The organism is Nocardia coffeae (genome assembly GCF_019890715.1).
Lineage (GTDB): Bacteria > Actinomycetota > Actinomycetes > Mycobacteriales > Mycobacteriaceae > Nocardia > Nocardia jiangxiensis.
Genome location: NZ_JAINZY010000001.1, coordinates 1,286,390 through 1,308,851 on the forward strand (window position 1 = coordinate 1,286,390; position 22,462 = coordinate 1,308,851).

The 22,462-nt window shown below is 67.3% G+C and carries 18 protein-coding genes; 5 read left to right on the forward strand and 13 right to left on the reverse strand.

Going from position 1 to position 22,462, the window contains the following annotated elements:
- Positions 1 to 2: 2 nt before the first annotated feature.
- From K7711_RS05505 to K7711_RS05530, 6 genes are all read right to left on the reverse strand, one after another.
- The gene (locus tag K7711_RS05505) at positions 3 to 782 is read right to left on the reverse strand and encodes an ion transporter (RefSeq protein ID WP_222965385.1); all 780 of its coding nucleotides are present in this window, start codon (positions 780 to 782) and stop codon (positions 3 to 5) included.
- A gap of 61 nt (positions 783 to 843) precedes the next feature.
- On the reverse strand, positions 844 to 2,475 hold the full coding sequence (locus K7711_RS05510; protein WP_308014477.1) for a GMC oxidoreductase: 1,632 nt from the start codon (positions 2,473 to 2,475) through the stop codon (positions 844 to 846).
- Between the two features lie 164 nt (positions 2,476 to 2,639).
- Positions 2,640 to 3,350 (reverse strand): type 1 glutamine amidotransferase, encoded by a 711-nt coding sequence (locus tag K7711_RS05515; RefSeq protein WP_222965386.1) that lies wholly within the window; start codon positions 3,348 to 3,350, stop codon positions 2,640 to 2,642.
- Positions 3,347 to 4,567, reverse strand: coding sequence for a Mur ligase family protein (locus tag K7711_RS05520; protein WP_222966720.1), 1,221 nt, complete (start codon positions 4,565 to 4,567; stop codon positions 3,347 to 3,349). Before K7711_RS05520 ends, K7711_RS05515 begins: the two co-directional genes overlap by 4 nt.
- Positions 4,568 to 5,002: 435 nt before the next feature.
- Positions 5,003 to 6,760, reverse strand: coding sequence for a hydroxysqualene dehydroxylase (locus tag K7711_RS05525; protein ID WP_222965388.1), 1,758 nt, complete (start codon positions 6,758 to 6,760; stop codon positions 5,003 to 5,005).
- Positions 6,761 to 6,886: 126 nt separating this feature from the next.
- On the reverse strand, positions 6,887 to 7,894 hold the full coding sequence (locus tag K7711_RS05530; protein ID WP_222965390.1) for an EamA family transporter: 1,008 nt from the start codon (positions 7,892 to 7,894) through the stop codon (positions 6,887 to 6,889).
- A 75-nt stretch (positions 7,895 to 7,969) separates the two neighbouring features.
- Between K7711_RS05530 and K7711_RS05535 the strand changes: the two genes are divergently transcribed.
- A complete protein-coding gene (locus tag K7711_RS05535) occupies positions 7,970 to 8,938 on the forward strand; it encodes a LysR family transcriptional regulator (RefSeq protein WP_372460095.1) in 969 nt (322 codons plus the stop codon).
- Positions 8,939 to 9,144: 206 nt separating this feature from the next.
- Here K7711_RS05535 and K7711_RS05540 read toward each other — a convergent pair whose 3' ends face one another.
- From K7711_RS05540 to K7711_RS05550, 3 genes are all read right to left on the reverse strand, one after another.
- Positions 9,145 to 10,815, reverse strand: a complete 1,671-nt coding sequence (locus tag K7711_RS05540; RefSeq protein WP_235746839.1) for a MinD/ParA family ATP-binding protein — start codon at positions 10,813 to 10,815, stop codon at positions 9,145 to 9,147.
- A gap of 584 nt (positions 10,816 to 11,399) precedes the next feature.
- Positions 11,400 to 13,199 (reverse strand): 2-isopropylmalate synthase, encoded by a 1,800-nt coding sequence (leuA, locus tag K7711_RS05545; RefSeq protein WP_222965392.1) that lies wholly within the window; start codon positions 13,197 to 13,199, stop codon positions 11,400 to 11,402.
- Between the two features lie 349 nt (positions 13,200 to 13,548).
- Entirely contained in the window at positions 13,549 to 14,664 is a 1,116-nt protein-coding gene (locus tag K7711_RS05550) for a PLP-dependent cysteine synthase family protein (protein ID WP_222966726.1), read from the reverse strand.
- A 344-nt stretch (positions 14,665 to 15,008) separates the two neighbouring features.
- On the opposite strand from K7711_RS05550, the gene K7711_RS05555 reads away from it, so the two are divergent.
- On the forward strand, positions 15,009 to 16,109 hold the full coding sequence (locus K7711_RS05555; RefSeq protein ID WP_235746575.1) for a DUF5685 family protein: 1,101 nt from the start codon (positions 15,009 to 15,011) through the stop codon (positions 16,107 to 16,109).
- A gap of 25 nt (positions 16,110 to 16,134) precedes the next feature.
- On the opposite strand, the gene K7711_RS05560 is transcribed toward K7711_RS05555, so the two are convergent.
- Genes K7711_RS05560 through K7711_RS05570 form a run of 3 tightly spaced genes read right to left on the reverse strand, consistent with a single transcriptional unit; the run spans position 16,135 to position 17,780 of the window.
- A complete protein-coding gene (locus tag K7711_RS05560; protein WP_222965396.1) occupies positions 16,135 to 16,773 on the reverse strand; it encodes a hypothetical protein in 639 nt (212 codons plus the stop codon).
- Positions 16,774 to 16,817: 44 nt separating this feature from the next.
- Positions 16,818 to 17,426, reverse strand: a complete 609-nt coding sequence (gene recR / locus K7711_RS05565) for a recombination mediator RecR (protein WP_040817631.1) — start codon at positions 17,424 to 17,426, stop codon at positions 16,818 to 16,820.
- A 15-nt stretch (positions 17,427 to 17,441) separates the two neighbouring features.
- Positions 17,442 to 17,780, reverse strand: a complete 339-nt coding sequence (locus K7711_RS05570) for a YbaB/EbfC family nucleoid-associated protein (protein ID WP_083895339.1) — start codon at positions 17,778 to 17,780, stop codon at positions 17,442 to 17,444.
- 122 nt (positions 17,781 to 17,902) lie between these two features.
- Between K7711_RS05570 and K7711_RS05575 the strand changes: the two genes are divergently transcribed.
- Positions 17,903 to 18,490 (forward strand): hypothetical protein, encoded by a 588-nt coding sequence (locus K7711_RS05575; RefSeq protein WP_222965398.1) that lies wholly within the window; start codon positions 17,903 to 17,905, stop codon positions 18,488 to 18,490.
- 157 nt (positions 18,491 to 18,647) lie between these two features.
- Here the strand turns inward: K7711_RS05575 and K7711_RS05580 are convergent, their stop codons facing one another.
- Positions 18,648 to 19,082 carry an SRPBCC family protein gene (locus tag K7711_RS05580; RefSeq protein ID WP_222965400.1) on the reverse strand — a complete coding sequence of 145 codons (435 nt, stop codon included), beginning with the start codon at positions 19,080 to 19,082 and terminating at the stop codon, positions 18,648 to 18,650.
- A gap of 586 nt (positions 19,083 to 19,668) precedes the next feature.
- Here K7711_RS05580 and K7711_RS05585 point away from each other — a divergent pair.
- Complete coding sequence (locus K7711_RS05585) at positions 19,669 to 21,099, forward strand: FAD-binding oxidoreductase (protein ID WP_222966728.1); 1,431 nt, start codon at positions 19,669 to 19,671, stop codon at positions 21,097 to 21,099.
- Entirely contained in the window at positions 21,096 to 22,412 is a 1,317-nt protein-coding gene (locus tag K7711_RS05590; RefSeq protein ID WP_222965402.1) for a class I SAM-dependent methyltransferase, read from the forward strand. Before K7711_RS05585 ends, K7711_RS05590 begins: the two co-directional genes overlap by 4 nt.
- Positions 22,413 to 22,462 lie beyond the last annotated feature (50 nt).

The window sequence follows — 22,462 nt, forward strand, 5'->3', positions numbered from 1 at the left end:
AATTACTCCGCTTTGTTGTCCACCGTCTCCTCGACGCGCACGCCCTCGTGCACCGCGCGACGCATCTGATGGACGTTCTCGCGCAACACATCTCCCACCAGTTCGTCGGTGCGCGGATCGGCCAGCACCTGGAACACGATGCGGAAACTGGTGCTGGCGATACCGCGGATGATGTCCTCGTGGAACGGCAGGTAGCGCACCCGCCCCAGCGCCGGATCCTTCTCGATCAGATCCAGGATCATCTCGTCCATCTCGGCGCGATTCTCCTCGAGCGCCAAGGCGATGTTGCGGGTGTACTGGCCGACGCGCAGCACCTCGGAGACCTCCTCGAGCACCGCCATCGTCACCGGGCGCTTGATCGCCTCCACGATCGCGTTCAGCGCCCGATTCACGATCGCCACGGTGACCCGGTCGCCGAGCGCGCGATCGGCCACGCGCAGCAGCCGGACCAGCAACACCAGGACCCGCACCACATGGGAGTCGGCGAAATACGTTGCGGTCGCGGGGATCAGGCACAGGATCTCGTACCAGTACAGGAACGGATAGTTCCAGGACCAGTCCTCGCGCCGCCAGCGCCACAGGAATTCCAGCGCGAAGATGCCGCAGGTCGCGTAGTCCGCGATGACGATCGGCTGCACCGCCGGATGCGGCACCGGCAGGATGTCCACCCAGAAGATCAGCGCCGCCGAGACCAACGCCACGACGAGCATGAGGTAATCGGTCCACAGAACCGGTGGTTTGCGCGGATACTCCTGCGCCGACACGACGATGTTCTTCGGCACAACGGACCCCTTCTGGCGGCGAAATGATCCCGCCGAGACTAACCCGTCGGTGTCCGGGGAATCAGTGACCTGCGCGAATGATGTTCTCGATATTGCGTTCGGCCAGCGCAGAAATGGTCAACGACGGATTCACCGTACCGGTGCTGCCCGGCACCGCCGCGCCGTCCATCACGTACAGCCCGCGATGCCCGATCACCCGGCCGTAGTTGTCGGTGGCTCGGCCCAGCACCGCGCCACCGAGCGGGTGCGCGGTGAATACGGCGTTCGCGTCGTAGCCCAGAGCGGTGTACTCGACCATCGAACCGCCGCGTTCGGCGATGCGGTGATCGACCGCGCGAGCGGCCGCGGTGACCCGATCCTGCGCCTGCTTGGGCCAGCGCAGCCCGACCGCGTCGCGGGCCTTGTCATAGCCGAAGCGGGCCCGGGTCGGATCGAAGACCAGACCGAGCGAGGCCAGTGCACCGGTCTCCACCGGAATGCCCGGGATGTACCAGCTCTCCAGGCTCAGCGGCATCCCGGAGTCGTCGAAGATGCGGCTGGCGCTGGGCACGCCCGTGCCCAGCCCGCACAGCGAACTCTCGCCGCGGGCGAGCACCACGTCGCCGTTGGTGCCCCAGCCGTCGCCGATGTGCTCGTTCAGGTGCGGCAGCGCGCCGGTGGCCTGAGCGCGCACCAGCAGTTCGGAGGTGCCCACCGAACCCGCGCCCAGGAACAGCCGATCGCAGGTGAGGGTGCGTCTGCGCAGGACCGCACCGGTCGGGTCGATCTTGGTGACGGTCACCGCATAGCGGCCGCCGGATTCCTGGGCGATGGACTCGACCCGGTGCCCGGCGAACACCTTCGACTTACCGGACGCCTGCGCGTATTTCAGATAGTTCTGGTTGAGATCGAACTTCGCGCCGTTGGAGTTGCCCAGGTTACTGCGGGCGGCAGTGGCCGAAGCCTTGGATCTCCCGGCCAGTTCGGCGCGCAGGACATCCCAGGTGAAGACCGAGTCGTTGCGTATAGGGGTGTATCCGGCCTTGCGCGCCTGGGCATCCCAGCATCGCGAATGGGTGAACGGCGCGGAGTTGTAGATGTCCCCGGGCATCGTGTCCAACCGCAGCATCTGCCGCACCCGCGGATAGTAGACCCGATCCATCTCATCGAAAGCGACTGTGCCGCGGAAGATCTGGTCGAAGAATCGACGTTCGGGCGCAATCATCGCGCCGGTGTACACCACTGAACCGCCGCCGACCGCCGCACCGCGCCACACGTCGATACCGTCGAACGAGGTCACGTCCAGCACGCCGCCGAAATCCGCGAAATGCATGGGCACCTTGGTGACCCCGGTGAATTCGGTGCGATGCCAGAAACCACGCCCGTCGGGCAGGTCGTCGCCGGTGAAGATCTCCCGGTGCGGATCGTTGGGCCAGCGCGAACCGCGTTCGAGCACGGTGTTGGTGACTCCGGCCTGGGCCAGGCGCAGCGCGGTGATCGACGCGCCGAAACCGGAGCCGACGATGATCGCCTCGGTGTGATCCGGCGGATCGGGAAGTGGCGCAAAGATTTCCGAAACCCAGTGCCGGAACAGATCGTCCCATATCGGCCCGGCTGACGCGCGAGTGGAACCACTCACGCCCGCGGTGGCAGAGCCCGCCGCCCCCAGCAGCATCGCCGCACCCGCAGCCTTCATGAACGCACGCCTGTACACGCGGCCACCTCCTCATCACGCATGGCCGCGCGCGAGATTACCCGCTCAGAGAGGTTGCCTCAACTGAACGATCTTCCCGCCCTTGACATCTAGTGCAATCGGCCGCAATGAGCTACTCTCTTCGGCCGGTTGTGCAGAGCGGCGATCGCCGAGGACCGGAGCGCCTAGACGCGCAGGCGTTCTCGGCGGAGCTGATCGACCTCGGGAAGGTCCAGCGGCGCGAGTTCGTCCACACCGAGCGCGTGGCGCAGCAGGTGGTCGGCGAGTTCGGGATTGCGGGCCAGCGCGGGGCCGTGCATGTAGGTGCCGATGACCGAACCCTGGACCACGCCCTCGAGGCCGTCGCCCACGCCGTTGCCGACGCCGCGAGTGACGCGGGCCAGTCCGGTGGCGGCGGGACCCAGAGTTGTTCCGCCACGGTGGTTTTCGAATCCGGTCAGCGGCTCGGACAGGCCCGGGATCAGCGGGACGGTGGCCACCTCGCCGATCGCGCGCTCGGCCCGGGGCGAGGTGGTGAGGTCGAACATGCCGACGCCGTCGACGCGCTCGCCGCCGGAGGTCTCGTACCAGTGACCCAGCACCTGGATGGCCGCGCAGATCGCCAGCACCGGCGCACCGCGCTCGGCCGCGGCCTGCATGCCCGGATAACGCTGCAGGTGGCGGGTGGCCAGTCGCTGCGCGGAATCCTCGGCCCCGCCGAGCAGGTAGACGTCCAGGGAGTCCGGAACCGGGTCGTTCAGGGTGATCTCGACGATCTCTGCGTCGTAGCCGCGCATCCGCAGCCGCTGCCGCAGCACGACCGCATTGCCGCCGTCACCGTAGGTGCCCATCACATCGGGCAGCACCAGCCCGATCCGCACGGTCGACTCGCTCATCCCTGGGCCTCCAGATCGCGGTTCAGATCGCGGAACGCGGTGTAATTGGCCAGCACCTCGACCTGCCCCGGCGGACAGGAAGCAATGGCGCGCAACGGATTCGACACCGTGGTGTGCTCCACACCGGCATAGGTCAGGCGGACCGCCAGATCGGTGGCGCGCTCACCCGCGGCCACCACCTGGGTGCCCTCGAAATGTTCGAAACGCACGTCCCACAGCCAGGACAGATCCTCGCCGTCGGGCACCTGGCCGTTCACCGCGATCACCAAACCCGTTGCGGCAGGGTCGATCATGGACAACGCCTCCTGCCAGCCCGCCGGATTCTTGGCCAGCAGCAGGCGCGCGTCGTGGTCGCCCACCCGGACGGTGCGGTAGCGGCCCGCGATCTCGCGCACCGTCGCGGCGGCGTCGGCCGCGGTCTGCGGCGCGACGCCCAGCGCGACCGCCGCGGCCACCGCCTGCGCGGCGTTGCCGCGATTGGCCCGCCCCGGAAGGGCAAGGTGCAGAGGGATTTTCACACCGTCGGGACCGAGCAGATGTTCCTCGTCGACCCACCAGTCCGGCTCCGGACGCCGGAAATCCGCGCCGGTGCTGCGCCAGTGCGCACCCTCCCACACGATCGGCTCACCACTGCGCGGACAGCTGGTGGCGTCCACCGCCCAGCCGCTGCCCGCGGCCACCCACACTACATTCGGGTGGTCGTAGGCGATCGAGGTGATCAGGACGTCGTCACAGTTGGCGATGAGGACCGCGTCGGGATGCCGGGCCATGCCGGCGCGCAACTTGCGCTCGATCATATTGATCTCGCCGACCCGGTCCAGCTGATCGCGGCTCAGATTCAACAGCACCACCGCCGCCGGATTCAGCGCATCGCTGACATGCGGCAGATGCAGCTCGTCGACCTCGATGGCGGCGACCGGCGCGTCACGATGGGCGTTGAGTGCGGCGACGATGCCCGCATCCATGTTCGCGCCGTCGGCCTGCGTGGCCACCGGCCCCAGCACACCCAGCGCCGCCGCGGTCATCCGGGTGGTGGTCGATTTGCCATTGGTGCCGGTCACCAGCACCGTGCGCCGACCGCGCCCCAGCTGCGTCATGATCGTCGGATCGATCTGCAGGGCGATCAGCCCGCCGATCATCGACCCTTTACCGCGCCCGGCCCGCTGCGAGGCCCAGGCCGCAGCCGCCGCCGCACGCAACGCGACCCGTCCGCGCATCGAGATGTCTGCCACCCCGCGAGTTTATTGCCCGGCGGGCTCGCCGCACTTCCCGGGAGCGCCATCACGGGTAGCGACGTGGGTCACAGTCCACTGCCGCCGGGCGATCCGGCACGCGTGGCGGCCTCGCACCGGCCGCATGATCACACCGTCGAGCAACGAATCCGGACTCGGCCGAGCGGACGGACGATGCCGCGCTCCCGGCAGCAGAATCGCCGCCCGCGGCGGGCCGAACGCAATGATCGGCTGCGGCGCCACCAGCGGAACTCGGGCGAATCAGCGTATCGAGGCGATTACCGCACACCGCACCAGGCGACCTCGGCAGTGTCTGGCCTGCGGTCGGGGTGAATCCACCTGAGCTGCAGCAGTATCCAGCCAGAATTCTGATCGCGTACCGGATCCGGCAAGGGCGGGTCCGACATCGGATACACCGGATCAGGCCGGTGTGTCGAAGACGTTCGGTTGTCCCGCGGCGTAGCGGGCGGCGTCCATTTGGCGGAAGGGTTCGAGTTCGGGAGCTCGGTAGAGCGGAAAGAGCTTGCAGCGCGGGGTATTCGAGCCGACGGTGTCCAGAAGAGCGTTCACGGCTCGGCGGGCGGATTCGCAAGCGCCTTCCATGGTGGCCAGGTCGATCGTGGTGCGCACGTAATCGCCTGCGAGGAAAAGGTTCTCCAGCGCACCGTGTGGTTGCGGGCGAGCGGACCAGGAGCCGACGGTGTTGATCAGCAGCGGGTCGGCATTCGTATTGTGTTGGCGCGCAGCGTCCCAGGTGACGCCGGAGTCCAGGAACCACGAATGCAGATCGGCATCGGGCAGGGCCGTCTTACCGCCCAGATGCGCCTGGATCTGCGCCCAGACCTCCCGCGCGACCTCCTCGTGGGTGCACTCGCGGGCCGGTTTGCCGTACAGGATTCCCGGGGTGTTCCAATTCGAGACGTCCACCGACAGGCAGTCCTGGACGGTGCCGTCTCCGTAGCCGGAAAGCGATGTGCGCGACCAGAATTGGTTCTGCGCGATGGAGGTCAGCGACCACGGCGAGTCGACGTAGGCGACGTGACCGCGGGCGATCCGCGTCGGGCGTCGCAGGTAGAACTGGATTCCGGACATCCAGTCGACCACCAGCCGGTCCATCGCGGCCAACTCCGGTTGCACCGCGAGGATATCGGACGTCCAGAACTGCCGGGCCACGTCGGCGGGCACGGCCATCACGAAATGATCTGCCTCGACGGCACTTTCGCGTCCGGCCGGATCGGCCACCCTAGCTCCGGAGATCCGGCGGTCGCGCACTTCGAGCCGTCGCAACCGCGCGGTCACGAACCGGACCCCGAGCTCACCCAGCCGCCGCGTCCACGGCTCGATCCAGACCTGCGAGGTCGGCCCGTTCAGCAGCCGGTCCAGCGGGCCGTCGTTGCCGATCTGGAGTGGGTTGCCCAGGAACTGCTCGCCCATCGAGCCGATCGTGCGGGTACTGGCGTGATCATCCTTGGCCGCAACCAGCAGCGTGGTCAGCGTACGAGACATCAACACTCGAAATTCCGGCGAATGTCGTTGCGCGCCGATGAAATCACGCCAGGCGATGTCCTCCCACTGCCCGGTCCGCCGAGCGTCACTGCTGGTCATGAAGACCAGCAGCCGTTCGGCGAAATACGCCGCGTCACTCATCGGCAGCTTCGCCGAGGTCGCGATCACCGAGGACAGACTCTGCCGGAAATCATCCGGATTCGACCACGACTTGCCGAGTCCCATCGGCACGATGGTGTCCGGTCCGCCGCTGCGCGAGAAACGCGCCTCGGACGCCGCGACGAGATTGTCCCAGACGCCATTCGCGTTGCCCGCGAACGGAATTCGCCGCATAGTGTCCGGGATGTGGTGATAGAAACCGGGAAAGAACCGGAATCCGTGTTCCCCGGGCAGATCCGGACGCCCGCCCCGCGCGCTGCCGGGCACCGCGATACTGCGCGCCTTACCGCCCAACGCCCGCGGCTCGTACACGGTGACCTCGAACCCACGCTCGGCCAGTTCGTGCGCCGCCGTCATACCGGCCACCCCGCCACCGAACACCGCGACCCGTCGCCCGGTCGTCGCCGCCGCGGGAACCGCTCGCACACTCAGCGCACTCGCCGTCAACGCACCTGCCAGGGCCGTCCCACGAAGAACCGATCTCCGCGAAACCTTCCCGTACTGCTCAACCATCGTTCCGGACCTCCACGCCGCGCAACACTGTAAGCGGTCATACCGCTTCGTGCGTGGACGGGCGGAACATCGCCGATCACGACCCCGATTGCCGAGATTTCGCTCACATCGTGCGCGGCAGGCGCGTCAGCCGACGGCGCGCACATCCTCGGGCACCGGCTCCTCGGCTCCGGCCGGGCGCTCACGGAGAGCCGGCGCGGCATCGCTCGCGCTCGTCTCGGCCACGGTGTGCGACGCGGTTGCGCGTGCCCGGCCGCCCGAGGTCACCGCGAACGCGCCGGCTATCACGATCACGCCGCCGACCAGTGACAACGCCGTGGGACGTTCGCCGAGGAAAATCCACGAGGAGGTGATGCCCACCACCGGCACCATCAGCGACAGCGGGGCGACCACGCCCGCGGGATAGCGGCTCATGAGATAGGTCCACAGTCCCGTGGCGACCACCGTGGCGAGCAGGACCGTGTAGGCCAGGGCTGCCAGCGCGGGCCAGCCGGTAGCCGAGAACGCTGCCAGCAGGGCGTGCGCGTCCGCGGTCGGCCCCTCGGTCAGGAAGGACAGGGCGAACAGCGGGATCGGCGGGATCACCGCCATCCACAGGCTCAGGTGCAGCGGATCGACCTTCTCGCCGGACTTCCCGCCCGCGGCGGCCAAGCGGGAACCGATATTGCCCAACGCCCAACCCAAACCGGAGGCCAAGGTCAGCAGCACCGGCAGCAGGGCCGCGTGCCGAGCCCGGTCCCAGCCGATCAGCGCCATCCCGAGAACCGCCGTCACCAGACCGAGAACCTGTGTGGCCCTCAGCCTTTCGCGCAGGAACAGCGCTCCCAGCAGCACCGTGAACGGCGCCGAGGATTGCGCCACCAGCGAGGCCAGCCCGGTCGGCATACCCGCCCGCATCGCGATGAACAGGAAGGCGTACTGCGCCGCCCCGAAGCCCAGGCCGTACAGCAGCAACCAGCGCAGCGGCACCCGCGGGCGCGGCACCAGCAGCACGACCGCGACGGCGATGACGACGAACCGCAGCCCGGCGAAGAACAGCGGCGGAAAATGTTCCACCCCGATGTGCAGAGCCAGGAAATTCAATCCCCACAACAAGACGACGGCCAAGCCGAGCAGGCGATCACGGTTAGTCACATCGTCAAGCATGCGAAGGCCAAAGAATAAGAACAATCGAATATTTATGCATGGATAATGTAGTAGAACTTACCTATGCCGAATCCGGTGCCGCTGTCCGTCGACCGACTGCGCATCCTGCGCGAACTCGCCGATCGCGGCACGGTCGCGGGCGTCGCCGCGGCGTTGTCGATGACGCCCTCGGCGGTCTCGCAGCAGCTGAAGGTGCTCGCCAGGGAGGCCGGTGTGCCGCTGCTGGAGCCCGACGGGCGGCGGGTGCGACTGACCGATGCCGGACATGCGCTGGTCGTGCGCGCCGACGAGGTGCTGGCCGCGATGGACCGCGCCGACGCCGAGATGGCGCTGTACCGGGGCGCATCACACGGCCGGGTGCGGGTGTCGATGTTCCCGTCCGGGGCCGCGCTGCTGCTGCCGCGGGTGCTCACCGTGCTCGCGGACAGCCGCGTGGACATCGCCGCCAGCGACGAGGACGTGCCACCGTTCGAGGTCCCGCGCCTGCTCGCCGACTACGACGTGGTGCTGACCAATCGGGACGAGCACGCACCGTCGGTCGCCGGACCGCGGGTGCACGCCGAGGCGCTGCTGCGCGAGCCGATCGATATCGTCGTGGCCCCCGGCCATCACCTGGCCGGTCGAGAATCGGTCACCGCCGAGGAGCTCGCCGAGGAGACCTGGCTGAGCGAACGCGGCGGCTTCCCCGTCGACGACGTGCTGCGCACGATCGCCACCGTCACCGGCGTCCAACCGCGAATTACCCAGCGCCTCAACGACTTCAGAGTCATCGAAGAACTCGTCGCAGCAGACCACGGCGTAGCCCTGATGCCCCGATACTCCGTCCGGCACCCCGGCCTGGCGGTGCTACGCCTCTCCGGCGTCCGAGCCGGTCGCATGTACGACCTGGCCACCCGCCCGCACGCCGCCCGCCGACCGGCCATTGCCGCGGTCCTGGCCGCATTCCGCACTGCCGCAGACGAAGTCGTCGCTGCGGTCACTCCCCGGACAGCCCCTGCAATTGCACACGCCGACGACGCTGCACACCACTGAGTGCGACACCCCCGGTCACCGGCAGCCGTATTCGCGGTGCCGCATTGACCGGCTTGCCCCGGACTCGCCACGGAACCACAGGCGGACAGCATCGGAATCCGTTGCAGCTCAGATGCGATCAATGCATTGCGCGATAACGGCAGTAACCGCTTGTGCGGCACCGCAATTCGCCGAAGTTGGGCGAGATGCGGTGCCGCAGAGCGGAACTAGCGGCCGTACGGGTCGCGACCGTACTGGTCCGGGATGCCGTACTGGCCGGTTGGAGGACCGGAGTACGGAGGGTTCTCGGGGTACGGGGGGTTCTGCGGGCCCGGATAGTGCGATTGGACCGGCTGGAAAGCGGGGGTGGGGATGTTGTACGCGAAATCGTCGGCGACCATGGCGGCCAGTTCGAGCAGTGCCATCCGGGTCGGTTTGCTGACGAGTTCCAGATCGATCTCCGCGCCCTCGGCGAGGTGATCGTCGAACGGCACCACCTGTACCGCGCGGGTGCGGTCCAGGAACAGTTTGCGCAGCTGATCGAGGTCGACCGTGGAAGCGCCGCGGCGAGAGGCGTTGACCACCACCACGGTTCGCTCCACCAGCTTGTTGTAGCCGTGGTGCTCGAGCCAGTCGAGCGTGGCCGAGGCGCTGCGCGCACCGTCGATGGCCGGGGAGGTCACCAGGATCAGCGAGCTGGCCATATCCAGTACACCGGACATCGCCGAATGCATCAGACCGGTACCGCAGTCGGTCAGGATGATGTTGTAGAACTGCTGCAGGATGTTGATCGCGCGCCGGTAGTCCGCCTCGCTGAACGCCTCCGAGACAGCCGGATCCTGTTCACTGGCAAGCACTTCCAGGCGGCTCGGCGCCTGGGAGGTGTGCGCCCGCACATCCGAGTAGCGGCTGATGCGCTGATCCTCCAGCAGGTTGCGCACCGTGGACCGGGTCTGCCGCGGCACCCGATGGGCCAGCGTGCCGAGGTCCGGGTTGGCATCGATGGCGATGACGCGGTCACCGCGCACGGAGGCGAAAGTGGAGCCGAGGCCGACCGTTGTCGTGGTCTTGCCGACGCCACCCTTCAGCGACAGGATCGCGATCCGATAATCGCCGCGCACCGGCTGATTCACCCGCTCGGTCATCTCGCGGAACAGCACGTCCGCCGAGGACTCACCCGGATTGATCGCACCGCCGGACATCTTGTGCACCGCACGACGCCAGCCGCCGCGTGGTGAACGCCGGGCCCGCTTGAGCAGATTCAGATCGTTGACCGACTGACCGCCCGGACCCAGCTGACCGAGCTGCGGCATCGGCTGCGGCTGGAATCCCGGCTGCTGCTGCGGCGGCTGATGCTGTTGCTGCACAGGATGATTCGGCTGACTCAGCGGACCGTTCTGCCAACCGGCGTTCGCGTTCTGCGGCGGCTGTTGCTGCGGCGGCTGATATTGCGGCTGCGGCGGCTGATACATCTGCGGCTGCGGCGGTGGCGGCGGCGCCCAGCTGTGCGGCTCCTGAGCGAACTGCGCCGGATCCTGACCTGCGGGAGACTGTTCGGGGCCCTGCGGCTCCTCGTCGAACGTCCGCCGGACCATACCGTCGCTGCCGATTTCCTGCCGAACCTCGCCGTACGGCGTTTCCTGGCGCACCTCACCGTAATTCGGTGCGGGCGGCTCGGTGAAATTGTGCGGCGGCATCTCGGGGAACGGCTGTTGCTGCGGCACGCCGAAGTTCGGCGGCGCGAACGAGGTCGGCTCGCCCGGACCGCCGGGCGGCGCGAACGGACCGCCGTGCTCGGGTGCCGAGAAGTTGCCCGGCGGCGGGAAACCGGCATCGGGCGGGAACTGCCCGGCTCCCGGTGGGCCGTACTGCATTTGCGGCGGGGGGAACCCGCCCATCTGCGGCGGCGCACCCGGAGGTGCGAACGGGCCCTGCTGTTCCTGGCCGAACGGCGGCCCGGGAACGAACTGGTGCGGCTCGGCTCCGAAGTTCTGCTCCGGAGCGAACTGCCCGTCCGGACCGGGCGGCGGGCCCGTCGGGAAAGGTGGCTGCTCGTCCATCGAGTCCGGCACGGGCGGGAAGATCCCCGATGCCTGCTCCTGGTCAGGTGCCGAATCGTGGTCGCCCGGCTCGGATCCGGTATCGGCGCTCACGGCGTCTTCGTCCGCCGTCGCGTCCTCGTGCGCCGCTGCCGTTTTCGGGTCGTCCTGCTCGGTGGCTGTATCCGTGCCTTGGCCTTGCAGCCAAGCCGGTGAGTTCGAGTTGTCGTTGGTCGTCACGTATCCCCCATCTGCTCGGGAGTTTTCGAGCAGTGAGCTCGGCGCTGATGCTGTTCAACGCTAGCACGCTGTCCGGATGCTCGTAGTGCCACAGAGCAGGTGACACCTCATGCGACGGGGAGTTGTCCACATGTGGACAACTCCCCGTACGACAACTACCGCGACGCGCCGGAATCACTGCCCGACACGCGGTTCCGCGCGAACTACTTCCGCTCGCGACGCGACCGGTTGACCGCCGAGACGACCGCCCGCAGCGAGGCCGTGGTGATGGAGGTCGCGATGCCGACGCCCCAGCTCACCGAATCCCCGATCGCGCATTCGACATACGCCGCGGCCTGTGCGTCGTCACCGGAGGACATGGCGTGCTCGGAGTAGTCCAGCACCCGCACGTCGTAACCGATCGTGGCCAGCGCGTCGACGAAGGCCGCGAGCGGACCGTTGCCCGTGCCGGCGATCTCCTGTTCGACGCCGTCCACCTTGACCACCGCGGAGATGGCATCGGTCCCGGTGTCGGTCTCGGCGGCGGTGACCTTCTGCCGCATCCGCTCCAGCGGCAGGATCGGGTTCAGGTACTCCTCGGCGAAGACGTCCCACATCTCCTTCGGGCTGACCTCGCCGCCCTCGCCGTCGGTGATCTTCTGGATCGCCTGGGAGAACTCGATCTGCAGCCGCCGCGGCAGCGCCAGCCCGTGATCGGTCTTCATGATGTAGGCCACACCGCCCTTGCCGGACTGCGAGTTGACCCGGATCACGGCCTCGTAGGTGCGCCCGACGTCCTTCGGGTCGATCGGCAGGTACGGCACCTCCCAGGTGATGTCCGCGATATCCGAACCCGCCGCGTCGGCGGTGGCCTTCATCGCGTCCAGACCCTTGTTGATCGCGTCCTGATGGCTACCCGAGAACGCGGTGTACACCAGATCGCCGCCGTACGGATGACGCTCGTGCACCGGCAGCTGATTGCAGTACTCGACCGTCCGGCGGATCTCATCGATGCTGGAGAAGTCGATCTGCGGGTCGACGCCGCGGGAGAACATGTTCATCCCCAGCGTGACCAGGCAGACGTTGCCGGTGCGCTCACCGTTGCCGAACAGGCAGCCCTCGATCCGATCCGCACCGGCCATATAGCCCAGCTCGGCCGCGGCCACGCCGGTGCCGCGGTCGTTGTGCGGGTGCAGGGACAGCACGATCGACTCGCGACGGGCCAGATTGCGGCTCATCCACTCGATGGAATCGGCGTAGACGTTCGGCGTCGCCATCTCCACGGTCGCGGGCAGGTTGACGATCAGCGGCTTGTCGGGGGTGGGCGCGATGATCTCCGAGACCGCGTCGCACACCTGCTTGGCGTACTCCAGCTCGGTGCCGGTGTAGGACTCCGGGCTGTACTCGTACCGCCAGTTGGTGTCGGGGTAGTTCTGCTCGATCTGCTTGCACAGCGTGGCCGCGTCGGTGGCGATCTTCTGCACGGCCGCGCGGTCGGCGCGGAAGACGACCTTGCGCTGCAGGATCGAGGTCGAGTTGTAGAAGTGCACGATCACGTTGACCGCGCCGCGGCACGCCTCGAAGGTGCGCTCGATCAGTTCGGGACGGCACTGGGTCAGCACCTGGATGCTGACGTCGTCGGGGATCGCGTTCTCCTCGATGATCTCCCGGACGAAATCGAAATCGGTCTGGCTTGCCGACGGGAAGCCGACCTCGATCTCCTTGTAACCCATCCGCACCAGCAGATCGAACATCCGGCGCTTGCGGGCCGGGCTCATCGGATCGATGAGCGCCTGGTTGCCGTCGCGCAGATCCACCGCACACCAGCCGGGCGCGCGGTCGATGACCTTGTTCGGCCAGGTGCGGTTGGGCAGCGTGATCTGCTCGACCTCCTCGGCGAAGGGGCGATACCGGAAGGTCGGCATCGAGGAGTTCTTCTGTACGTTCCACGCGGGCTGGTCGGCCGGAGCGGGCTTGGACGGCGCGGTGATGGTGCGCGCTACGAAGGCGTCAGCGGATGGCATGCAATTCTCCGTGAAGTGTGGGTTGGTGTATCCCAGGGAAATGGGTCGACCGGCACAGCTGAACCCCGCGACGGGAGCCGGTCCGTGTCAGACCCCGTCGCGGCGGCCGAGGAGGAGTGCCCGCTGCATGATGTGGGCAGTATATACGGCCTCCGCCTCGCTCCGGCGGGGCCGGGGCCCCCGAGGGCCGATGTCTTCCCTCCCTCCGCTCCCCCGCTTCGCTCCTGGCGCTCCACTCAGTCCAGAATCGACCCGGGCCCCGGCCTTGGTGTCGGCGTTCTCCGAGGCGGGTGGAACTCGGTGTTCCTACGGAGTGACTCGCTCGTGTCGGCCATGTTGTCCGTGCCGGTCAGGCGGACAACTCACCCGTGGTCAGGAAATCGCGTAATCGTGCCTGGTAGGGCTCGATATCGAGGCCCTGGTCGGCGAGCCAGTCCGGGGCGTAGTACTTGTCGATGTAGCGGTCGCCGGGGTCACAGATCAGGCCGACGACGCTGCCCTCGCGCCCCTTGCGCGCGAGCTCGGACATGATGTGGAACGCCGCCCAGAGGCCGGTTCCGGTGGACGCGCCGGCCTTGCGGCCGATCACCTCCTCGAGCACGTGGATCGCGGCGATGGCGGCGGCGTCCGGGACGTGGATCATCCGGTCGATGGCCGAGGCGACGAAACTGGGTTCCACGCGCTGTCGGCCGATGCCCTCGATGCGCGAGCAGATCTCCGTGGTGACCTCGGCGTCGTCGTCACGCCAGCCCGGGAAGAAGGCCGAGTTGTCCGGATCGGCCACGCACAGGCCGGTCGAGCGGCCGGTGTAGCGGATGTAGCGGGCGATCGTCGCCGAGGTGCCGCCGGTGCCCGCCGTCGCGACCACCCAGGCCGGATCCGGGAAACGTTCCTGAGCCATCTGGTCGAAGATGGATTCGGCGATGTTGTTGTTGCCGCGCCAGTCGGTGGCGCGCTCGGCATAGGTGAACTGGTCCATGTAGTGCCCGCCGCGCTCGAGGGCCAGCCGCGCCGCGACCTCGTAGACCGCATTCGCACTGTCGACGAAATGACAAGTGCCACCATGGAATTCGATCAGCCGCACCTTTTCCCGACTGGTCCCGCGGGCCATCACGGCGATGAACGGCACCCCGATCAGCCGCGCGAAGTACGCCTCGGACACCGCGGTCGACCCGCTGGACGCCTCGATCACCGGCCGATCCGGGCGCACCCAACCACTGCACAGCGCGTGCAGGAACAGCGACCGCGCCAGCCGATGTTTCAGCGATCCGGTCGGATGGGTGGACTCGTCCTTCAGATACAGATCCACCCCGGGCAGCGCGGGCAGCGGCACTCGCAGCAGATGCGTATCGGAGGACCGCCGCGCATCGGCCCGAACCTTGGCTATCGCTTCGGCCAGCCACCGCCGGCGCTCGGGATCGTAGCGATTGATATCCACCGTGCCCGGTTCCGCGGACGTCGTCATAAGCACCTCCAGGCTGAGTACCTGCGACATTACACAGCGAATCCTCGCCGCCACCGACCCGAGGGGAGCAGCACGAATCGCCGCGCCGGCAGATCAGCCTGCCCGTAAACTCAAGCGCGACAACCACCTCAGGCCACCTGAGGTCCGCCCACCCCGAACAACGCCAACTCCGAGGGCCGTGGCCCGGGTCGATTCTGGACTGACCGGAGCGGAGGAGCGAAGCGGGGGAGCGGAGGGAGGGAAGAATCGGCCCTTCGGGGGCCGCGGCCCGCCGGAGCGAAGCGGAGGCAGAAGATACAGTGTTCGGCATCATCCGCCCGTGTAGGCACCGGTTGGGCGAAGAGTTGAGTTCCGCGTGGATGGCGCAGCTGTGCGGCCTGTGTCTGGCGCTACGCGACGACCACGGTCAGGCCGCGCGCATGGCCACCAATTACGACGGTCTGATCATTTCCGCGCTGGTCGACGCGCAGGCGCCGGCCACCACCAGGCGATCGGCCGGGCCGTGCCCGCTGCGCGCCATGCGCACCGCGGACGTCGCCACCGGTGACAGTGTGCGGCTGGCCGCGACCGTCTCCCTGGTCCTGGCCGCGGCGAAGGTGCGCGATCACGTCGAGGACGGTGACGGCGTCGCGGGGACCGCGGGCATCCGTCCGGCGGCGCGCCGGATCGCCCAGCGCTGGGCGCGACAAGGCGCGGAAACCGGTGCGGGCCTGGGCTTCGACACCGCGGTCCTGCTGGAGGCGGTGGATCGGCAGATCGCCGTCGAATCGGCCGCCGGACCGCAGACCACCCTGCTCGAACTCACCGAGCCGACCGAGGCCGCCACCGCCGCGGCCTTCGGGCACACCGCGCTGCTGGCCGGGCGTCCCGGAAACGAGGCCGCGCTCACCGAGGCGGGCCGGTTGTTCGGCCGCGTCGCGCATCTGGTCGACGCCGTGGAGGATCTGCACGAGGATCTCGCGCATGGCAAATGGAATCCCTTGGCGGCCACCGGAACTCCCGCACAGGAGACACACCGGCTGTGCACCGATGCCCTGCTCGGCATCGAATTGGCCCTGGCCGAAGTCGAATTCACCGACGGACGACTGGTCCATCGCCTGCTGACCAAGGAATTGGGCCGCTCGATCCGCCGCACGTTCGGGCATTCCGGCCACGAGAGCTGCCGCGTCGATCACCGGACCGACCAGAAGATCACCAGCCGACGCTGGCGTCGCGGCGGCGGATATGGACCGCCCCCACCCGGATACGGTTATCCCCCACAGGGTTACGGCGGCTATCCCCCGCCCGGCTACGGCTACGGCCCTCCGCCCCGCCGCCGCAGCGGCTTCTGCCTGCCCTTCTGCGAGGGCGTCATCTGCTGCGAATGCTGTCGCTGCGAGGAAGAGTGCTGCTGCTGCGCGTGCGAGGGCTGCGACTGCTGCGGAGAAAGCTGCTGCGACTGCTGAATCCTGTTGCGTCAGCGCAGAGATCTCAGAGGTCGACTTTGTCCCAGGCGAGTGCCTCGAGCCGGGTCCGGTCGCCGACGGTCCAGTCCCAGATCAGGTCCGCGACGCGATCGGCTCCGGTCAGGCGGGTGCCGAAATGCTTGTCGGGGGAACCGTCGCGATACTCCAGGATGTAGCTGTCCGGGTCGTCGCGGAAGGTTTGGATGTAGACCTCGGGCTCGCGTTCCACGATGAGGTAGGGGCCCGGTTCGGAAAGCCCCGGAATCCATTGGTGCACAAGGGATTCTGTCAGGTAGGGGAATTCGCCCGCGCCGCCGTGGGTGACGGTCACCGGGATGTGCCCGGCCGGATCGATCAACCAGGCCAGCTGCGGGTCGTACACCGCGTAGTCGCGCGGAGTGGCCAGTTCGAACAGCAGTGCGCGCACGTGCCCGATCGCGTCGTACGGACTCGCCACGTGCAGTGTGCCGCCGTGCGCGTCGATCGGCGCGACGCTCAGGAAGCTGTCCTGTTCGGGCAGCTCCTCGTTGCGCCGATTCACCTCTGCGGCGATCTGCGCCGCCACGTCGGATCCCGGCCTGCCCTGCTGGGCGGTCAGATAGGCGTCGGCCTCGGCGGGCGTGGCCGCGGCGCCGGACGGCAACAGAATGTGGTCGTAGCTCACGACTGGTGAGGCTACGTGGTCCGGCGCCGGACGACGCCTCGGCCTCAGAGCGCGCGTCGTCCGGACAGGGCGCGGCCTAGAGTCAGCTCGTCGGCGAATTCCAGATCGCCGCCCATGGGCAGGCCCGAGGCCAGCCGGGTCACCGACAGGCCCGGGAAATCGCGCATCATCCGCACCAGGTAGGTGGCCGTCGCCTCACCCTCGGTATTGGGATCGGTGGCGATGATCACCTCGGTGACATCCACCCCGTCGACCTGATTTCCGATGCGCGACAACAGTTCCCGAATGCGCAGCTGATCGGGTCCGATTCCGGACAACGGATCCAGCGCACCCCCGAGCACGTGGTAGCGACCGCGGAACTCGCGGGTGCGCTCGATCGCCTGAACGTCCTTGGGCTCCTCGACCACGCAGATCATGGTGCGGTCGCGACGCGGATCGGCACAGATGCGGCACGTCTCCCCATCGGAGACGGTCCCGCAGATCGAGCAGAACCGCACCCCGTCGCGCACCTTCTGCAGCGCGGCCTGCAACCGGTCGATCTCCGGCGGCTCGACCGAGAGCAGATGAAAGGCTATGCGCTGCGCGCTCTTCGGACCGACGCCGGGCAGTTTGCCCAGCTCGTCGATCAGATCCTGAACCGGACCCTCGTACACCTGCGCCGTCCCCCGTCAGAAGGGCAGGCCGGGAATGCCGCCGCCGCCCATCCCGCCGGCCAGCGGGCCCAACTTCTCCGCGGCCAGTTGCTGCGCGTTGGCCATCGCCGTATTGAGCGCGCCGACGAGCAGATCCTGCAACGTCTCCACGTCCTCGGGGTCCACGACCTTCGGATCGATCTGCAGCGAGGTCACCTCACCGGTCGCCTTGATCGTCACCTTGACCAGACCGCCACCGGCCTCACCGGGCACCTCGGCCGCGGCGATCTCCTCCTGGGCGGCCATCACGGCCTGCTGCATCTGCTGCGCCTGCGCGAGCAACGCCTGCATATCTACCTGTTCACCGGGTTGCACGAGGTTGTCCTCTCTGCGGGAGTAAGTGGGCTCCAGCGTAGTCACGGTTCGGTCTACCGCCCTACCGGCATGGTGCCGGCCACTTACCATCGAGATGGTCGGTTGTACGGGTGGAGGTTGCGATGAGGATGACCGGTGAGCGTTGGCGTAAGTCCCTCGCACAGTTCCTGGCCCCGGCGGGCCTGCTCGCGGTGATGACCGTGGTCCCGGTGACGGTCGCGGCGCCCGACGCGCAGGCCGACACCAGTTTCGGCGGCGGCTGCGTGCTCTACCCGAACAACCCTGCGGCGACGGTGGATTCGCTGCGCAACAGCTGTTCGATCGAACAGCAGGTGCAGATCTTCGCCGCCGCCCAGCGCGGCGAGGCACCCCACGGCGTCACCAACGGCTGGGTGACGAGTCCGCAGTTCATGCAGGTCGTCGCGCCGCCGTTCTGGATCGGCAAGACGTTCGACACCGGCCCCGACGGCGGCACCCTGATGAACCGCATCACCGGCGCGAACATCCCCGGCTGGCCCGCCAACGTCTATTCCGGGCCCGCCATCACCGACCAGCGCCCGGCCTGGCTCCTGGACTACGGCCCGTCCATCACCCCGCAGATCCTGGACGAGATCCGCGAGGTCACCCCGAACGTGTGGTTCGGCTATTCGTGGTGGCGCGGGCATTTCCAGACCACGCTGCTGCTGACGTTCGTCCTCACCTACCCTTGACGTCCTCCCCGCCTGAAGGCGGGGGATTCCGGTCTATGCGGCTCAGGCCGCGTTCCCGGTGGGCTCCTGCGTCGCGCGAAAACAGAACCCGGCACACCTCGTTCCACCAACCCTGGACAACGCCGACCTGTTTGCGGCGCGGAGGCCGAAATACAGCTCAGCCCAGTTCGGTCTTCAGGTTCTCCAGCACCTGGGCCTGGATCTTCTTGAGCCCCAACGGCGCGAAGATGCCCTCGAAGAATCCCGGGACGCCGCCCGCGCCCTTCCAGCTCGTGCGAACGGTGACCAGCGAGCCCGAGCCCGAGGGCGTCACGGTCCAGGTCGTCACCATGGTGGAATTCGAATCCCGTTCGGTCACCATGGAATCGGAGACCGAGATCGTGGCGTGCACGTTGCGCGAACGCTTCTGAGTGGCCTGCAGGGTCCAGTCGACGACGGTTCCGGCGCCCTTACCGCCCTCGATCACCTTGTAGTCGTGGTAGTTCGAGGTCAGGATGCGCGGGCGGACCGTCTCGTAATCCGCGATCGCGTCGAGCGTGCGCTGCGGATCTGCCGGAACGACGATCGAACTGGATGCGCTGACCTGTCCCACAATGAGCTCCTTCATTCGAGTCCGCGGAGGCGACTGCCGCCGAGACATGCTACGCCGCGATCGGCCCGCGCCGGAGTATCGGAGTTGCCCGAATCACCCTGGATACGGCGACAGCTATCGGCTCGTCGACACGACGATGAACCACATCGGCTTTCCGACCCGCTCACCCCGGCCATCCCCAGCAAACCGGACAGCCGTCATCGAGAAGGCGTTCCGGCCGGAACGAGCATCGGCGCGAGTCGAACACGCGCCGCGAGCATCCGCGTGGCATCCGGGCGATCCGTCATCGGCCGAATGATGCGGAACGCATTCTCCGCATATGCCTCGTAGCTCGGTATTTCCGGCTGCGCTGTGATCACTGTCGCAAAGTCGCCGACCGGCGCGGCGGCGCAGTCCCGCGCATCGCGGTGCGTCCGGCCGCCAGTTGTTTCCGACCGGAACTATGACGACTACCAGTGCATACGCCGACGCGAGCGAACCGGGCGAGCAACATCGACGCAATGTGACAGCCTGGGAAAAATTCAGGTTTCGGGGCACCCTCCCGGTAGCCCCCTGAACCCTTGCGCGATAGCGTCTGGGTGTGGCAGTGAGTCTGTTGGGGAAGGCCGGCCGCGCGCCGGCCGCACGCGAGTCAGGTTTTGCCGCGCACCGTGCAGGAGTCGATCGTCTGCTCGCCAGCTATCGCGCGATCCCCCGGGACGCGAACGTCCGGCTGGCCAAGAAGACCTCGAATCTGTTCCGTGCGAGGGCCAAGTCCAACGCGCCCGGATTGGACGTCTCCGGTCTGACGCAGGTGATCTCCGTGGACCCGTCGGCCAAGACGGCCGACGTCGCGGGAATGACCACGTACGAGGACCTGGTCGCCGCGACGCTACCGTACGGGCTGGTCCCGATGGTGGTGCCGCAGCTCAAGACGATCACCCTGGGTGGCGCGGTCACCGGCCTGGGCATCGAGTCCACGTCATTCCGCAGCGGCCTGCCGCACGAATCGGTCCTGGAGATCGACGTGTTGACCGGCGCCGGTGAGATTCTCACCGCGACGCCCGACGGCGAGCATGCCGAGCTGTTCCGCGGTTTTCCCAATTCCTATGGGACGCTGGGTTATTCGACGCGACTGAAGATCGAGCTGGAATCCGTGCTGCCCTATGTGGCGCTGCGGCACGTGCGATTCCACGATCTGGGCGAACTCCAGTCCACGATGACGCGGATCATCGCCGACCGGTCCTACGACGGCGAGCGGGTCGACTATCTCGACGGCGTGGTGTTCACCGCGCAGGAGAGCTATCTGGTGCTGGGGCGGCAGACCGACGAACCCGGCCCCGTCAGCGACTACACCGGAATGGACATCTTCTACCGCTCCATCCAGCACGATTCGGATCGGCCCAAACGCGACCGCCTGACCATTCACGATTACATCTGGCGCTGGGACACCGACTGGTTCTGGTGCTCACGCGCATTCGGCACGCAGAATCCGCGCATTCGCCGGATGTGGCCCAAGCAGTACCGCCGATCCAGCTTCTACTGGAAGCTGATCGCGCTGGACCACAAATACGATATCGCCGACAAACTCGAAGCGCGCAAAGGCAATCCGCCGCAGGAGCGCGTCGTGCAGGATATCGAGGTGCCGATCGAGCGCACCGCGGAATTCGTGCAGTGGTTCCTGGACGAGATACCGATCGAGCCGCTGTGGTTGTGCCCGTTGCGTCTTCGTGACGGCGCATCCGGCACCCGGCCGTGGCCGTTGTATCCGCTCGAACCCGAACGCGCCTATGTGAACGTGGGATTCTGGTCCGCTGTGCCGACCGTTCCCGGTCAGCCCGAGGGCGCGGCGAATCGCGCCATCGAGAACAAGGTCTCCGAACTGGACGGCCACAAGTCGCTGTACTCGGATTCCTACTACGGTAAGGACGAGTTCGCCGAACTCTACGGCGGCGAGATCTATACCGAACTCAAAAAGCGATATGACCCAGATCAGCGTTTGCTGGACTTGTATTCGAAGGCGGTGCAACGCAAGTGACCACATTCAGGGACCGTTCCGATGTTTTCGCGGAGCTGGGAACCAAGCTCAGCATCGCCGAGATCTTCGAAACCTTGGTCGACGGCGAGGTTCCGATCCGCTTCTCCGCACATGACGGCAGCAGCACCGGGCCGAAGGATTCGACATTCGGTCTGGAAATCCTCAACCCGCGCGGTATCAACTACATCGCCACCGCCCCGGGCGATCTCGGCATGGCCCGCGCGTACATCGCCGGTGACATGACCGCCGACGGCATCCATCCGGGCGATCCGTACGAAATCCTGCGCGCGATGGGCGATCTGAAGTTCCGGCGGCCCTCGGCGCTGGCGCTGGTGACGATCGCCCGCTCGCTCGGCTGGGATGCGCTCAAGCCGATCGCGCCGCCGCCGCAGGAGACGGTGCCGCGCTGGCGGCGCATCGCGATGGAAGGTCTGCGGCATTCCAAGACGCGCGACGCGGAATCGATCCACCACCACTACGACGTCTCCAACACCTTCTACGAATACGTTCTCGGCCCGTCCATGACGTACACCTGTGCGTGCTACGAGGACGAGGGCAAGACACTCGAGCAGGCGCAGGAGAACAAGTACCGCCTGGTCTTCGACAAGCTGAACCTGAAGGCGGGCGACCGGCTGCTCGACATCGGTTGCGGCTGGGGCGGAATGGTGCGTTACGCGGCCAAGCGCGGCGTGCGGGTGATCGGCGCGACGCTGTCCGCGGAGCAGGCCGAGTGGGGTCAGAAGAAGGTCGTCGAGGAGGGTCTGTCGGATCTGGCCGAGGTGCGCCACTCCGACTACCGCGACGTGCGCGAATCCAATTTCGACGCGCTGTCCTCGATCGGCCTGACCGAACACATCGGTGTGCAGAACTACCCGGCGTACTTCGGTTTCATCAAGAGCAAGCTGCGCGATGGCGGGTTGTTCCTCAACCACACCATCACCCGTCCGGACAATACCCGCACCACCCGGGCCGGGGATTTCATCGACCGCTACGTCTTTCCCGACGGTGAGTTGATCGGCTCGGGTCGCATCATCTCCGACATCCAGAACACCGGACTGGAAGTGGTGCACGAGGAGAATCTGCGTCCGCACTACGCGCTGACTCTCGCCGAATGGTGCAAGAACCTGGTCGCGAACTGGGATGCCTGCGTCGAAGAGGTCGGCGAGGGCACCGCGAAGGTCTGGGGCCTGTACATGGCGGGCAGCCGACTCGGCTTCGAGCGCAACGTGGTTCAGCTGCATCAGGTCCTGGGGATGAAGCTGGGCCCGAACGAGACCTGGGACGTCCCGCTGCGTCCCTGGTGGAACGCCTGATCCTCGTCACAACCGATACGGGCCGTCGCCCTGGTGGAGTACATCCGCCG